We start from the raw sequence: 14,496 nt of genomic DNA on the forward strand, positions 1-14,496 counted from the left end.
AGATGACCACCCTTACCAAGCAGCAACAGGACCCGGCAGCCCGGGTCGGACTCCCCAAGGCAGGGAAGCCCGCCCGCAGGAGCCTTACCAACCGCCTCGGCGACCTGAAGGTCGCCCTGTTCTTCATCTTCCCGGCGATGATCGGCTTTGTTCTCTTCTATTTGGTCCCCACCATCCGGGGCGTCTACCTCAGCTTCACCGAGTACAGCATCCTGGGTGACCCCACCTGGATCGGCATCAAGAACTACACCGCCATGCTCGGCGATGAACTGTTCTGGAACGCCATGGCAGTCACCGTCCAGTACGTCGGCCTGAACATCGGCTTCCAGACCGTCATCGCCCTTGGACTGGCCCTCCTCATGCACCGCGTCGCAAAGTCCACATTCATCCGCGGCGCTTTGCTGCTGCCCTTCCTGGTGGCGAATGTGATCGTCGCGCTGCTGTGGTTCTGGATGCTCGACTACCAGATGGGCATCGTCAACGAAATCATCAGCTGGATGGGCCTGCCCCGCATCGCCTTCTTCGGCAGCGAGCAATGGGCCATTCCCACCATCGCCGCCGTCAACGTATGGCGCCACATGGGCTACACCGCCCTCCTGATCTTTGCCGGCCTGCAGTCCATCCCCAACCACGTCTACGAGGTTGCATCACTAGACGGCGCCTCCCCCACCCGGACGTTCTGGAGCATCACCATGCCGCTCCTGCGCCCCGTCATGGTGCTGGTGCTGGTGGTCACCGTGATCGGGTCCTTCCAGGTGTTCGACACCGTGGCAGTGACTACGGGCGGTGGCCCGGTCAACGCCTCCCGCGTCATCCAGATGTACATCTACCAAAAGGCCTTCGGCGAATCGGACTTCGGCTACGCATCGGCACTGTCCGTCATTCTCTTCCTCATTCTTGCCCTGGTGGCCTTCGTGCAAATGAAGTTCCTCAAGGGCAACGAATCGGATCTGGACTAAGGAACCCCAGCCATGAGCACCTCTACACTCACCCGCAAGAAGTCCCTGAATACCGTTCCCGCCAAGAAGCCGGTCAACTGGCGGCGCGTCGGAGCCTGGGCCCTGGTGGCCATCGCCGTAGCCGTCACCGTTGCACCCTTCCTGTGGATGCTGCGCACCGCGTTGTCCAGCAACGCCTCGCTGGCATCCAACGCCGGCAACCTGCTGCCCGCGGACTTCAGCCTCGGCGCCTTCAAGAGGGTCCTCGGGATGCAGAGCCCGGAAGAGGCCATCGCTGAGGGAGGCTCGGGAGCCGCCATCAACTTCTGGCTGTACCTCCGGAACTCGGTGATCTTCGCCAGCGTCACCACCGCCGGGCAGGTCTTCTTCAGCGCGATGGCAGCCTACGCGTTCTCCCGGCTCCGCTGGCCCGGACGGAACGCCGTGTTCGCCCTGTTCCTGGCCACCATGATGGTCCCGCCGATCTTCACCGCGCTGCCCAACTTCCTCATGATCAAGAACATGGGCCTGCTCAACACGTTCGCCGGAATGACGCTGCCCTTCCTGTTCATGACCCCGTTCGCCATCTTCTTCCTGCGCCAGTTCTTCCTCAGCATGTCCCGGGAAGTGGAGGAAGCCGCAATGCTCGACGGTGCCAAGCACCTGAGGATCTTCTTCCAGATCGTCCTGCCGAATGCCGCCGCCCCCCTCGCCACCCTGGCGCTGCTGACCTTCATCGGCCAGTGGAACGAATACTTCTGGCCGCTGCTGGTGGGCCAGGACGAAAACGTCCGCGTGCTCACCGTGGGCCTGGGCGTCTTCAAGTCCCAGTCCCCGCAGGGCGCCCCGGACTGGACCGGACTGATGGCCGCCACGCTGGTGGCCGCCGTCCCCGTGCTCCTGCTGTTCATCGCCTTCGGCAAGAAGGTGGTCAACTCCATCGGCTTCTCCGGCATCAAATAAGCCTCTCCCTCCAGACAACCCCGTCAAACCGCCGCTCCCGGCACCCCCTTGCACCACCCAAGAAAGGTCCATCATGAAGAAAACTATCGGCGCCGTCGCTGCCGCCGCAGCCATCGCCCTTTCCCTGTCCGCCTGTGGCGGCGGATCCGCCGCCCCGTCCGCCGAGGCCAAGGGAGAAATCAACTACTGGCTCTGGGACGCCAACCAGCTCCCCGCGTACCAGCAGTGCGCCACCGACTTCACCAAGGCCAACCCGGACATCAAGGTCAAGATCACCCAGCGCGGCTGGGACGACTACTGGACCACCCTGACCAACGGCTTCGTCGCCGGAACGGCACCGGACGTCTTCACCGACCACCTTTCCAAGTTCCCCGAATACGCCTCGAAGAAGCAGCTGCTCGCCCTGGACGACGCCGTCCAGAAGGACGGGGTCAAGCTGGACGTCTACAACAAGGGCCTCGCCGATCTGTGGGTGGGCCAGGACGGCAAGCGCTACGGACTGCCCAAGGACTGGGACACCGTCGCCATGTTCTACAACAAGAAGCTCGTCAAGGATGCCGGCTACACCGAGGAGCAGCTGAAGAACCTCGACTGGAACCCGCAGGACGGCGGCAGCTACGAGAAGGCCATCGCCCACCTCACCGTGGACAAGAGCGGCAAGCGCGGCGACGAGGCCGGCTTCGACAAGACCAAGGTGGCCACCTACGGCCTCGGCCTCGAGTCCTCCGGTTCCGGCCAGGGCCAGACCCAATGGAGCTTCCTGTCCGCCACCACCGGCTGGACCCACACGGACAAGAACCCGTGGGGCACCAAGTTCAACTACGACGATCCCAAGCTCCAGGAGACCATCAAGTGGTGGGCCGGTCTCGCGGACAAGGGCTACATGCCCAAGCTTGAGACCACCGTCGGCGCGAGCGTCTCAGACGCCTTCGGTGCCGGCAAGGCAGCCATCAACACCAACGGATCCTGGATGATCGGCCAGTACACCAGTTACAAGGGTGTCGAAACCGGAATCGCCCCGACCCCCAAGGGACCTGACGGCAAGCGCGCCAGCATGTTCAACGGCCTGGCCGACTCCATCTGGGCCGGCACCAAGAACCCGGCTGCTTCCGTGAAGTGGGTCGAGTACCTGGCCTCCAGCGCCTGCCAGGATGTCGTGGCCTCCAAGGCCGTCGTCTTCCCCGCCATCAAGAGCTCCTCCGACAAGGCCGCCGCTGCCTTCAAGGCCAAGGGCATTGACGTCAGCGCCTTCACCACGCACGTCACGGATGGCACCACCTTCCTGTTCCCCATCGCTGACAAGGCCGCCAAGGTGGACGGTGTCATGAAGCCCGCCATGGACGCGGTTGTGTCCGGCAAGAAGGACGCCAGCTCCCTGACCGACGCCAACGGCCAGGTCAACTCCCTCTTCAAGTAGGGAACAAACTGGGCGACAATCGAAGCCCAGGCATCCACCGCAGCACCACGTTTACGGGCCGGCACAGCACACCCTGTGCCGGCCCCGCAACGGCTTTCCCTACCTACCGCTTTTGCTCCTCACCGAAAGAGAACTTCCTATGGATCCCCTGCACCTCCGTTCCGCCGGCACCAGCCTGGTGATCAGTTTCAGTAGCGGGGAGGCCGAGGTCATCCATTGGGGTGCCGACCTCGGCACCGAGCTCCCGGACCTCGCCATCCTCGCCGAACCCATCCCCAACTCCGCCATCGATGCCACCGTTCCTGCCGGGCTTCTCCCGCAGGCATCCTCGAGCTGGCGCGGACGGCCGGGGCTGCGCGGCCACCGCATTGCCGACGGCGTTTCCGGGCTCGACTTCTCCGCCCGCCTTCGCGCCGTGCATGCCGCCGTCACGGGCAACTCGGCGGTCGTGGTGCAGCAGGATGCCGACGCCGGCATCACCGTGGAATCCACGCTCGCACTGCACGACGGCGGCCTGCTGGAACTGCGCCACACCGTCACCAACGACGGGACCTCGCCTTTCCAGCTCGACGAACTGGCCACGGTCCTCCCGGTGGCGCCGGACGCCGTCGAACTCCTGGACCTGACCGGGCGCTGGTGCCGGGAACGGCACCCGCAGCGCCGGCCCATCCAGCAGGGCACCTGGGTGCGCACCGGACGCCATGGCCGCACCGGCCATGACTCCTCGCTCCTTTTCGCCGCGGGCACCGCCGGCTTCGGCAACCGCCACGGCAGGGTCTGGGCCACGCACCTGGCCTGGAGCGGCAATCACGAACAGTTCGCGGACACGCTGGCTGACGGGCGGACCATGATCGGCGGCTCCGAACTGCTGGGCCCGGCCGAGGTGGTCCTCGGACCCGGCGGCAGCTACACCACCCCCGCGCTCTTCGCGGCCTACTCCGACCGCGGCCTCGACGGAATCAGCGAGGCCTTCTACAGCTGGTTCCGTTCCCGTCCGCACCATGTGCTGCCGGCAGCGGGCGGCGGAAAGCAGCGCCCCGTGGTGCTCAACACCTGGGAAGCCGTCTACTTCGACCACGACCTCGGCACGCTGATCGAACTCGCCGACTCCGCCGCCGACCTCGGCGTCGAGCGCTTCGTGCTGGACGACGGCTGGTTCCGGGGCCGCCGCGACGACAAAGCCGGGCTGGGCGACTGGTTCGTGGACGAGACCCTGTGGCCGGACGGGCTGACTCCCCTCATCGAGGCCGTCACCACCCGGGGCATGGAGTTCGGCCTGTGGGTGGAACCTGAGATGATCAACCTCAATTCAGACGTCGCCCGCGCCCACCCGGACTGGATCGTCGGCCCGGCCGCGGCCTCCCACAAGGACGGCGGCCGACTGCCGCTGCAATGGCGGAACCAGCACATCATCGACCTCGTGAACCCGGAAGCCTGGCAGTACATCTTCGACCGGATCAATGCCCTGCTGCGTGAGAACAACATCAGCTACCTCAAGTGGGACCAGAACCGGGACCTCACCGAACACGGCCACGCCGGCCGGTCTTCCGTCCACGAGCAGACCCTCGCCGCCTACCGCCTGTTCGATGAACTCCGCAAGGTCCATCCCGGCGTCGAAATCGAAAGCTGCTCCTCCGGCGGCGCGCGCGTGGACCTCGGGATCCTGGAGCGCACGGACCGCATCTGGGCCTCGGACTGCAACGACGCCCTGGAACGGCAGACCATCCAGCGCTGGACCGGCATGGTGGTTCCGCCGGAGCTCGTGGGCGGGCACATCGGGCCCACCACGTCCCACACCACGGCCCGCACCCACGATCTGTCCTTCCGCGCCATCACGGCACTGTTCGGCCACTTCGGCATGGAATGGGACGTCCGCGAGGTCCAGGGCGCAGAACGCGACGAGCTCAAGCGGTTCATCGGGCTCTACAAGGAGCACCGCGGGCTCATTCACAGCGGCCGGATGGTCCGTTCGGACGTTCCCGACGACTCCTTCATGCTTCATGGCGTGGCGGCCGGCGGAGAAGTTTCCGCCGGCGAGACTGCGGCCCTGTTCGCACTGGTGAGCACCCGGACGTCGTTTGCCGAGCAGCCCGGACGGATCACGGTTCCGGGCCTGGAAGCTGACCGCAGCTACCGCCTCGAAGCCGTATTCCCGGCACCGGGCGATGCCGACTACGCCCACACCTTCACGCAGATCCAGGCACCGGCGTGGCTGGCGTCCGGGGCGGAAGCCAATGGCAAATTCCTGGCCCAGGTGGGGCTGCCCATGCCGAACCTGAACCCGGAGCACGCTCTGCTCCTGAAGGTTACGGCGCTCTGAGGGAAAACGTTGGCCGGATGAACCGGGCAGAATGAACCGGTGGCCGGTGGCGGGTATTCCCGCCACCGGCCACCGGCGTGTTCGGGGAGGCCTGGCGTAACGAAAGTTCGGCCGAGAAGGGGACCGGCGGCGCGACGCGATAGATTTGCACCCATGACTGAAGCCCCCTCCGCCACCGAAGCCGGCCGCGGCACCATCCTTGTCCTCAATGGCCCCAACCTGAACCTCCTGGGCACCCGCGAGCCCGAGAAGTACGGCACGGCAACGCTGGCCGACGTCGAACAGCTGGCAAAGGACGCCGGGGCGGCGCACGGGCTGGACGTTGAGTGCTTCCAGTCCAACCACGAGGGCGCGCTGGTGGACGCCATCCACGCGGCCCGCGGCAGGGCGATCGGCATCGTGCTCAATGCCGGCGCCTACACCCACACCTCGGTGGCGATCCGGGACGCCATCTCCGCGGTGCAGCTGCCTGCGGTGGAGGTCCACATCACCAACGTGCATGCCCGCGAAGAGTTCAGGCACCACTCCTACCTTTCGGACATCAGCAAGGCCGTAATCGCGGGCGCCGGGATCATGGGCTACCGCTTCGCGGTGGAATACCTCGCCGACCTGAATGCCGGCAAGGCCTGACAATGCCTGCCGCGGCCCTGGGCACCGCAGACTGGTACCGGCATTTCGGCACGGTTGATGCCCCGGGTTCGTCAGCCTGCTATGCCGACTGGTCGCTGCACATCGCCGACGACCCCGCGCTGATCGCCCGGATCGACCAGTGGCCGCACAACAAGCGCCAGCCGCTGCTGCTCCTGGCCGCTGCCCGCTACCTGGGCGCCAAGGTGTCCCCCTACGGCCAGTTCCGGACGTTCCTGGATGCGCATTGGGCGGACATCTCGCGGACTGTCCTGTCCCGCGCCACGCAAACGAACGAGGTGGGCCGCTGCGCCACCCTGCTGCCGTCCCTGGCAGCCATCTCCGCCGCCGAACTAAAGCCCCTCGCCCTGATCGAGGTGGGCGCCTCCGCCGGGCTTGCCCTGTTCCCGGACCGGTACGGCTACGAGTACGACGACGGCGCAACAGTCACGCGGCTGCTTCCGGAACCCCGCCCCGAGGGACAGCCGCCGGCACCCGTGCCGCCCGTCCTGCGGTGCGCTGTCTCCGGCGCGGTTCCCCTGCCGGACAAGCTCCCCGAGGTGGTGTGGCGGGCCGGGATCGACCTGAACCCCCTCGACGTCGGAAACGACGACGACGTCGCCTGGCTGGAAGCGCTGATCTGGCCCGAACAGGACTTCCGCCGCGAACGGCTGCGGAAGGCGATCGGCGTCGCGCGCGAAAACCCGCCGCTGCTGGTGGCCGGCGACCTGAACCAGCAACTGGTGTCCCTGGCCGGCCTGGCTCCGGCCGACGCGGCACTGGTGGTGTTCCACAGCGCCGTCATGGGCTACCTCAGTGCGGACGGCCGCTCACGGTTCCGCGCTACGGTGCAGGACCTGGCGGCCGGCCGCGGGTGCCACTGGCTGTCCAACGAGGGCGAAACGGTGATTGCCCAGGAGGACGGGTCCAGCGTGGTTCCGGAGATGGCGCCAGGCAGGCTCCGGGGAAACTTCCTGCTGCTCCACAACGGCCGGCCGGTGGCCATTACGGGTCCTCACGGGCAGAGCCTGGAGTGGCTCTAGCCGTGGGTTGGGGCTGCAGGGCTGCAGCCTGTGGCCGGAATCACCTGTTTTAGGACCGCCCACTTACTTCTGGATGCACTGGCCTGACGACACGGCGTTGCTGAGGCTCGGCGCCCTCTCCGCGACGGGCCGGAGGTCGATCATGGGGATGGCAAAGCCCAGCGCCGTGTTTGACGTGGCCTTCGCGAAGATCACTCCCGCCACCTGACCTCCGGTGGTCAGCAGCGGCCCGCCCGAGTTCCCGGGCTGGACGTCGCCGGCCAGCTTGTAGACCTCGTCCGGGACGGGGTTGTTCCCGTAGATGTCCGGCACCAGCACGGTGGAGATGCCCTGCACCGTGGCGGGCTTGGACTGGTAGGGACCGCCATGGGGATAGCCGGCAAACGCGGCGCTGGTGCCGGCCGGCAGGTCCGGGCTCAGGGCCAGCGCTGCGGCGGGCAGGCCGTCGACGGCGAGGACGGCGAGATCTGTCTCTTATACACATCTAGATGTGTATAAGAGACAGAAGTAGACCACCCGGCCGGGCATCGCCCCGCCGCCTGGAATCTCGACGACGGGCTGCGACACGCCCGCCACGACATGCGCATTTGTGACAACCCTGCCGGGCGACACGACGAAGCCTGTTCCGGTCTGGTTCTGCCCGCACTGGAACGCCGTGCCCGCGATCTTCAGGACCGAACCGGCGGCCCTGTTCAGGGCGGGGGTGTCGGTGTTGGCATCGGGAACAGGGACCTGCTGTTCCTGCCCGATGCCCTCGATCAGCCTGGGGATCCCGTCACCGATCACCGCCGACCGAAGCTGGGCCATGGCGGTCTTCACCGGGTAGGGCGTCAGCCCGTCGATGAAGCGGATGACCTTTGATTCGGCAAGCTGCTGGGAGACAAAGGGCACGCCGAGGGAGCTGATACTGAAAGCCAGCATGGACATGACCAGCGCTGCCACGACCAGATTCACGGCGCCGCCAACCGTCCTGTCCACGGCGCGGAGCGGTTTCAGCCGCACGGCGCTGCGGATGCTGCGGCCGATCATGGTGCCCAGCGCGTTGCCGAGGACCACCAGCACGACGGCGGTGCCGATGATGGCGGTCAGCCTCCAGCTGCTGTCTTCCACGAAGTTGCTCACGATCGGCACCGACAGGAATGCCGCGATGGCGCCGGCGGCAAATCCCGCAAGGCCACCGACGGTGACCAGGAACCCGTTGCGCAGGCCGTAAATCAGGTAGGACAGGAGCGTCAGGATCAACGCAAGGTCCAGAACGGTCAGGCCAAACACGCGGTCTCCTCACAGGCAGCTTCGCCCCGATTCTACTGGCGGAGTCTGACAATTTGCCGTGGACCGCAAGGGGCCCGCCGCGGCTGCCTAGCGCCTTTTAGGGCGTTTCAGCTGCCAAGTACGTCACAGATCGTTCAAAATTCTGAAACAATGGCACAAGCGCCCCCAGACGACACTTTTAATCAGGAGAATTCATGGACATCGAGGTATTGCGCCGCGCACCCCTTTTCGCCACGCTGGACGACGAAGCTTTCCGTCTGCTGACGGACGAGCTGACCGAAGTTGACCTGTCGCGTGGGGCATCCGTTTTCCGCGAGGGTGACCAGGGTGACCAGCTGTACTTCATTGTCTCCGGCAAGGTGAAGCTCGGCCGCACGTCCCCCGACGGCCGCGAATCCCTGCTGGCCATCCTTGGCCCGGGCGAGCTCTTCGGCGAGATGGCACTGTTCGATCCCAGCCCGCGCACCGCCACGGCCACGGCCGTCTCGGAAACGCGTCTGGCCGGGCTCAAGAACGAGAGCCTGAACTCCCTGCTCCGCACCCGCCCGGAGGTCTCTGCGCAGCTGCTGCAGGCGCTGGCACGCCGCCTGCGCCGCACCAACGACTCCCTCTCCGACCTCGTCTTCTCCGACGTCCCCGGCCGCGTGGCCAAGGCCCTCCTGGACCTGGCCGACCGCTTCGGCCGCCCCGCGACCGACGGCGTCCTGGTGGCCCACGAGCTCACCCAGGAAGAGCTCGCCCAGCTGGTGGGAGCCTCCCGCGAAACGGTCAACAAGGCCCTGGCCGAGTTCGTCCAGCGCGGCTGGCTGCGCCTTGAGGCCCGCGCCGTGGTCATCCTGGACATGCAGCGCCTCCGCCAGCGCTCCCGCTAAGCGTGAAATGACGCGCAAAGGTCCCTAGGACACAGAAAATGCCTGGCGACACCGGAATTCCGGTGTCGCCAGGCATTTCTCGTGTCGCCAGGTGATTTCGGCAGCCCTAGCGCTCCCGCTGGGGCTCTCCGGCTACGGTCTTTGCGGCCTCGACCTCGAGCATGAGGGTGCCGTTTTCTTCGACCAGCTTGGGCTGGTAGACGTGCGGGGTGCGCTTGTAGCTGAGGTAGGCGATGCATCCGTTGGCCGCCGCCATTTTCTCGAGCATGATCTCGGAACCGGGCACCAGCAGCTGGCCGAGTTTGAGGCCCACGGTGTTTTCCTGGCCCACCTCATCGCCCAGGGCGGTGGTGTCGCGTTCGCTGACCACCTTGGTGACGCACACCCACCGGCCCCAGACGCCTTTGCTCGCGAGCAGGCTGGGCTGCTGGTTCATGGGGACAGTCGCTGCGAAGTACCGCGTGTTGAAGCGGCGGTGCGCGAAGTCCGGGCTGAGCCAGTTCACGAGGGACTTGAGCAGGTCGGTCCGGACGGACAGCCCGCGTTTGGCCAGCACGTCGGTGAACGACTTCTCCTGGGAAGCGACGGCCTCGCGCGCCTTCATCCACTCGGACGTGGACGTGGCCTCCACGGTGGAGGACAGGTCCGGTCCGGCCAGGAGCACGCCGGTCTCCTCGAACAGTTCGCGGATGGCGCCCACCACGTGGCGGCGCGCCAGCCCGACGTCGTCCGTCCCCATCTGCTCGGCCCAATGCTGCGGTGAGGGGCCCAGCCAGCCGACGGGGTCGTCGTCGGACGCATCCAGGGAGCCGCCCGGAAAGGCGAGGACGCCCAGTGGCGAAGACCCCGGCCGGTACCCCAGCCAGGTCTCCAGGCCGGTGGGCGAATCTCGGAGGAGTACCACCGAGGAGGCCAGCCGGGCGGCGCGCGGCGTGCGTTCGCCGTGTTCTACCCAGCTTTGTGCTGCCCCTTCGAGTTCGGGAGGTAGTACAAACAGGCGACGTGCTAGCTGGGGCAAAGGAAGCGACCGGTCCTTAGCTGAATTCGGCGATCAGTTCGACTTCTACGGGAGAGTCGAGCGGCAGGACTGAAACACCGACGGCGGAGCGGGCGTGCTGGCCCGCGTCACCCAAGACCCGGCCAAGGAGCTCCGACGCGCCATTGATGACGCCCGGCTGGCCGGTGAAGGACGGGTCCGAGGACACGAAACCCACGACCTTAACGATCCGGGTGATGCGGTCGAGGTCGCCGATGACGCTCTTGACGGCGGCCAGGGCGTTGACGGCACAGACGGCGGCATAGGCCTTGGCGTCCTCGGGCGACACGGTGGGCTCGTCGGAGGTTCCTTCCGTTCCGGCGGACACCTTGCCCGTGGCTTCGAGCTTGCCGTCAATGAACGGCAGCTGTCCGGACGTGTAGACGTGGTTGCCGCTGATGACGGCCGGCACGTAGGCAGCCACGGGGGCTGCCACTTCCGGGAGGGTCAGCCCGAGCTCGGCAAGGCGCTGTTCGACGGCGGACGACGGCGCCGCCGCAGCGCCGGAAGCGGTTTCCTGGGGCGTGGTCATGCTACTGCTTCTCCCTCTTGAGGTAGGCAACCAGACCGTTGCCGTCGGGGCCGGGGACTACCTGGACGAGCTCCCAGCCGTCCTCTCCCCACTGGTCCAGAATCTGCTTCGTGGCGTGGATGATGAGCGGAATCGTTGCGTACTCCCATTTGGTCATGAACTAAAGCCTAGTACTTGCCGGTAAACTGGAGAACATGGCGACTCGTAGGAACCCTTTATTCGACACGGCCACCACCCTCGGAAAGATTTTAGGTTTCCTTGGCGTGAGCGCTATTTGCGGTGTGTTGGTGGCCGGCCTTTTGGTTCCGGCCGCCGCTGTTTCAGGCAGCACAGCCAGTGGCTCGATCGAATTCTTCGACACTCTCCCGGCGGAGCTGCAGGTGGACCCGCCCAGCCAGTCGACCAAGATTTTGGCAGCGGACGGGAGCGTCATCGCCAACCTCTATGCGGAGAACCGCACCCGCGTGCCGCTGGACCAGATCTCCCCGTACATGAAGGACGCGGTGATCGCCATTGAGGACAACCGCTTCTACGAGCACGGCGGCGTCGACACCACAGGCATCCTCCGGGCACTCGTGGCCACGGCCCGGGGCAACAAGCAGGGTGCGTCCACCATCACCCAGCAGTACGTCAACAACGTCCTCAACGCCTCGCTGGAATCCGAAGGCCGCACCGCGGACGTCAAGCTCAACGGCGTCAACAAGGGCGTGGGCGACAAACTGCGCGAAATGAAGCTCGCCATCGCCCTGGAGAAGAAGTTCACCAAGGAACAGATCCTCGAGGGCTACCTCAACATCGTGTTCTTCAACCGGGACGCCTACGGCATTGAGGCCGCTTCGAAGTTCTTCTTCAGCACCTCCGCCAAGGACCTCACACTCCCCCAGGCCGCTCTTCTTGCCGGCCTGGTCAACAGCCCTTCGGCCTTCGATCCCATCACGCACCCGGAGAACGCCAAGGTCCGCAGGGACCTGGTGCTGAACGCAATGCTGGCCCAGGGCAAGATCACCAAGGCCCAGCACACAGCTGCTGTTGCCACCCCGGTCAAGCCCAAGGTCACGCCGGCACGCCAGGGCTGCGCTTATTCACCAACTGCGCCGTACTTCTGCGACTACGTGCTGCACCTCCTGCTCAACAACCCGGCCTACGGCGCGGACGCCACCGAGCGTGAAAAGAAGATCTTCCGCGGCGGCCTGACCATCAAGACCACCCTGAATCCCAAGGCACAGAAGGCCGCCCAGGACCAGGTGAACGCGTCCGCGGGGGCCAACCCGGACAAGTGGGGCGCGGCGCTCGTTTCGGTCGAACCCAAGACCGGCAAGATCACGAATATGGCCCAGAACACCTCGTGGTTCCCGGGGAAGGGAAAGTTCGACTCCCAGATCAACTTCAGCGTGGATCAATATGACGATCAGGGCAATGACCTGAACGGCCTCGGAGGCGCCCAGCCGGGATCCACCATGAAGCCGTTCACCTTTGCCGAATGGCTCGACGAGGGCAAGTCGATGAACACCATCGTCAATGCGAGCCAGCGCCGGTACCCGCAGGACTTCCCGTGGAGGAACACATGTTCCACGCCCACCGTCGGCTGGTATGACAGCAGCAACGGAACCGATGACCTCCAGAACGCCGAAGAGGGCTACTACCGGAACATGACCGTGCTGGACGGCCTGAAGAACTCCATCAACACGGCGACCTTTGCTTCAGCTTCCCAGGTTGACCTGTGCGGCATCCAGAAGGTCGTGGACGCGGTTGGACTGCACGGCGGGCTGCCGGTCCGCGACAAGGAAACGAACGCCATCGTTGATGCGAATCCGAAGGTCACCATGACCACGCTGGGTAACCTGCTTGGTTCGACGCAGACGGCTCCGCTGACCATGGCCAGCGCCTTCGCCACGTTCGCGAATGACGGCAAATACTGCGCCCCGATCGCCATCACGTCCGTGACCGACCAGACGGGGGCACAGCTCCCCGCCCAGTCGAGCGCCTGCCGGGATGCCGTCAAGCCCGAGGTGGCCCGCGGCGTGAACTACGCGCTCCAGCAGGTCCTCAACGAGGGCTCCGGTTCGCTCATCGAGCCCCGGATTTCCACCCGGACCACGTTCCCGATCGCTGCCAAGACCGGTACGTCCAACAACAACGGCTCCACGTGGGTCGTCGGCCACACCTCCGGGCTTGCCACCGCCGCCTGGTTCGGTGATGCGCTGGGCGCCCAGGACCGGGCCGGCCAGAACGTCACCGTGAACGGCAAGTTCTACACCGGCATTGACGGCTACATGATCGCCGGTCCCATGTTCTCCCAGTTCATGTCCCAAATCGCTCCCACCTACGGCACCGATCCGTTCCCGGAACCGCCGTCCAACCTGCTCTATGGGACCCCGGAGTTCCAGCCTTCGGTCCCCGTACCGAACAACCCCCAGCCCCCGCAGACCGGCAACACGGGCGGCAGCACCGGTAACGGAAACGGCAACGGAAACGGCAACGGCAACGGCAACAAGGGGAATGGCTGACGGTGATCGACACATCGCAGCTGGCGAGCCGCGTCCGTAGCATCGGGCGTGGCTTTGCCGTAACCGCCGGAGCGGGAGCGGTGGCAGCCCTCGCGGCCACGAGTTACGGGTTGTGGGAGAAGAACCAGTTTGTGCTGCGGGAAGAAACCCTTCCCATCCTGCCTGCGGGACGGGACCCGTTCCGGATCCTGCACCTGAGCGACATCCACTTTGTTCCGGGCCAGAAGGCGAAAGCGGAATGGCTGCGTTCGCTGGCCGGGCTGAGGCCCGACCTCGTGGTGAACACCGGCGACAACCTCAGCCACCCCAAGGCGGTGGATCCGCTGCTGACGGCGCTGGCACCGCTCCTGGACTTCCCGGGCGTCTTCGTTCCGGGCTCCAACGACTACTACGCTCCCCGGCTCAAGAACCCGGCGTCGTACCTGCTCGGCCCCTCCAAGGCCAAGCAGGACGAGGAGGAACTTGATTGGCCGCGCCTGCGGTCCGGCTTCGGCATGGGCGGCTGGGTGGATCTGACCAACCGGCACCAGTCGATTGTGCTCAGGGGCATGCGGTTCGATTTCTCCGGTGTGGACGATCCCCACCTCAAGCGTGAACGGTATGCGGGCTGGCCGCGGGGCACCAGGGGCCAGGACGCAACCGAGCACCTGCGTGTGGCCGTCATCCATGCCCCGTACCAGCGGGTGCTGGACCACTTCACCGAGGACGGCGCGGATCTGCTGCTGGCAGGCCACACGCACGGCGGCCAGCTCTGCATCCCCGGATACGGCGCCATCATTGCCAACTGCGACATTCCCACTTGGCGCGCCAAGGGACTCCACGACTGGCAGAGCAACGGACATACGACGCCGGTCAACGTCTCGGGCGGCATCGGCACCTCGCGCTTCGCCCCCATCCGTATCGCCTGCAAGCCTGAGGCCGTACTGCTCACCCTCACCGCCCGTCCCTGAGTTCTGACCCGTGTGAACC

At 65.9% G+C, this 14,496-nt stretch carries 12 protein-coding genes and 1 pseudogene; 9 read left to right on the plus strand and 4 right to left on the minus strand.

Annotated elements, in window-relative coordinates; all coding sequences use genetic code 11:
• Positions 1-2: 2 nt before the first annotated feature.
• From B1A87_RS20580 to B1A87_RS20605, 6 genes are all read left to right on the plus strand, one after another.
• Positions 3-959 carry a carbohydrate ABC transporter permease gene (locus B1A87_RS20580; protein WP_078026545.1) on the plus strand — a complete coding sequence of 319 codons (957 nt, stop codon included), beginning with the start codon at positions 3-5 and terminating at the stop codon, positions 957-959.
• Between the two features lie 12 nt (positions 960-971).
• Entirely contained in the window at positions 972-1,901 is a 930-nt protein-coding gene (locus tag B1A87_RS20585; protein WP_078026546.1) for a carbohydrate ABC transporter permease, read from the plus strand.
• A 73-nt stretch (positions 1,902-1,974) separates the two neighbouring features.
• Positions 1,975-3,318 carry a sugar ABC transporter substrate-binding protein gene (locus B1A87_RS20590; RefSeq protein ID WP_078026547.1) on the plus strand — a complete coding sequence of 448 codons (1,344 nt, stop codon included), beginning with the start codon at positions 1,975-1,977 and terminating at the stop codon, positions 3,316-3,318.
• A gap of 139 nt (positions 3,319-3,457) precedes the next feature.
• Positions 3,458-5,638 carry an alpha-galactosidase gene (locus tag B1A87_RS20595; protein ID WP_078026548.1) on the plus strand — a complete coding sequence of 727 codons (2,181 nt, stop codon included), beginning with the start codon at positions 3,458-3,460 and terminating at the stop codon, positions 5,636-5,638.
• Positions 5,639-5,791: 153 nt separating this feature from the next.
• A complete protein-coding gene (gene aroQ / locus B1A87_RS20600; protein ID WP_078026549.1) occupies positions 5,792-6,268 on the plus strand; it encodes a type II 3-dehydroquinate dehydratase in 477 nt (158 codons plus the stop codon).
• 2 nt (positions 6,269-6,270) lie between these two features.
• Positions 6,271-7,308, plus strand: a complete 1,038-nt coding sequence (locus B1A87_RS20605) for a DUF2332 domain-containing protein (RefSeq protein ID WP_078026550.1) — start codon at positions 6,271-6,273, stop codon at positions 7,306-7,308.
• A 63-nt stretch (positions 7,309-7,371) separates the two neighbouring features.
• On the opposite strand, the pseudogene B1A87_RS20610 reads toward B1A87_RS20605, so the two are convergent.
• Positions 7,372-8,580 (minus strand): annotated as a pseudogene (locus tag B1A87_RS20610) (MarP family serine protease).
• Positions 8,581-8,774: 194 nt separating this feature from the next.
• Between B1A87_RS20610 and B1A87_RS20615 the strand changes: the two are divergent.
• On the plus strand, positions 8,775-9,452 hold the full coding sequence (locus tag B1A87_RS20615; RefSeq protein WP_056634704.1) for a Crp/Fnr family transcriptional regulator: 678 nt from the start codon (positions 8,775-8,777) through the stop codon (positions 9,450-9,452).
• Between the two features lie 106 nt (positions 9,453-9,558).
• Here the strand turns inward: B1A87_RS20615 and B1A87_RS20620 are convergent, their stop codons facing one another.
• The 3 genes from B1A87_RS20620 to B1A87_RS20630 are packed head-to-tail and all read right to left on the minus strand — an operon-like array spanning position 9,559 to position 11,177.
• A complete protein-coding gene (locus B1A87_RS20620; RefSeq protein WP_078026552.1) occupies positions 9,559-10,470 on the minus strand; it encodes an NUDIX hydrolase in 912 nt (303 codons plus the stop codon).
• Positions 10,471-10,486: 16 nt separating this feature from the next.
• A complete protein-coding gene (locus tag B1A87_RS20625; protein WP_078026553.1) occupies positions 10,487-11,020 on the minus strand; it encodes a RidA family protein in 534 nt (177 codons plus the stop codon).
• A 1-nt stretch (position 11,021) separates the two neighbouring features.
• On the minus strand, positions 11,022-11,177 hold the full coding sequence (locus B1A87_RS20630) for a DUF4177 domain-containing protein (RefSeq protein WP_009359196.1): 156 nt from the start codon (positions 11,175-11,177) through the stop codon (positions 11,022-11,024).
• Between the two features lie 37 nt (positions 11,178-11,214).
• Between B1A87_RS20630 and B1A87_RS20635 the strand changes: the two genes are divergently transcribed.
• Positions 11,215-13,527: a transglycosylase domain-containing protein gene (locus B1A87_RS20635; RefSeq protein WP_078026554.1), complete on the plus strand. Its 2,313-nt coding sequence runs from the start codon at positions 11,215-11,217 to the stop codon at positions 13,525-13,527.
• Between the two features lie 2 nt (positions 13,528-13,529).
• Positions 13,530-14,477, plus strand: a complete 948-nt coding sequence (locus B1A87_RS20640) for a metallophosphoesterase (RefSeq protein ID WP_078026555.1) — start codon at positions 13,530-13,532, stop codon at positions 14,475-14,477.
• Positions 14,478-14,496 lie beyond the last annotated feature (19 nt).

The organism is Arthrobacter sp. KBS0703 (assembly GCF_002008315.2).
GTDB lineage: Bacteria > Actinomycetota > Actinomycetes > Actinomycetales > Micrococcaceae > Arthrobacter.

What these genes read in the sequence shown, in the direction of transcription:
- B1A87_RS20580 (WP_078026545.1), top strand. Translation starts at nt 3, where the DNA reads ATGACCACCCTTACCAAGCAGCAACAGGACCCGGCAGCCCGGGTCGGA.
- B1A87_RS20585 (WP_078026546.1), top strand. Translation starts at nt 972, where the DNA reads ATGAGCACCTCTACACTCACCCGCAAGAAGTCCCTGAATACCGTTCCC.
- B1A87_RS20590 (WP_078026547.1), top strand. Translation starts at nt 1,975, where the DNA reads ATGAAGAAAACTATCGGCGCCGTCGCTGCCGCCGCAGCCATCGCCCTT.
- B1A87_RS20595 (WP_078026548.1), top strand. Translation starts at nt 3,458, where the DNA reads ATGGATCCCCTGCACCTCCGTTCCGCCGGCACCAGCCTGGTGATCAGT.
- aroQ (WP_078026549.1), top strand. Translation starts at nt 5,792, where the DNA reads ATGACTGAAGCCCCCTCCGCCACCGAAGCCGGCCGCGGCACCATCCTT.
- B1A87_RS20605 (WP_078026550.1), top strand. Translation starts at nt 6,271, where the DNA reads ATGCCTGCCGCGGCCCTGGGCACCGCAGACTGGTACCGGCATTTCGGC.
- B1A87_RS20615 (WP_056634704.1), top strand. Translation starts at nt 8,775, where the DNA reads ATGGACATCGAGGTATTGCGCCGCGCACCCCTTTTCGCCACGCTGGAC.
- B1A87_RS20625 (WP_078026553.1), bottom strand. Translation starts at nt 11,020, where the DNA reads ATGACCACGCCCCAGGAAACCGCTTCCGGCGCTGCGGCGGCGCCGTCG.
- B1A87_RS20630 (WP_009359196.1), bottom strand. Translation starts at nt 11,177, where the DNA reads ATGACCAAATGGGAGTACGCAACGATTCCGCTCATCATCCACGCCACG.
- B1A87_RS20635 (WP_078026554.1), top strand. Translation starts at nt 11,215, where the DNA reads ATGGCGACTCGTAGGAACCCTTTATTCGACACGGCCACCACCCTCGGA.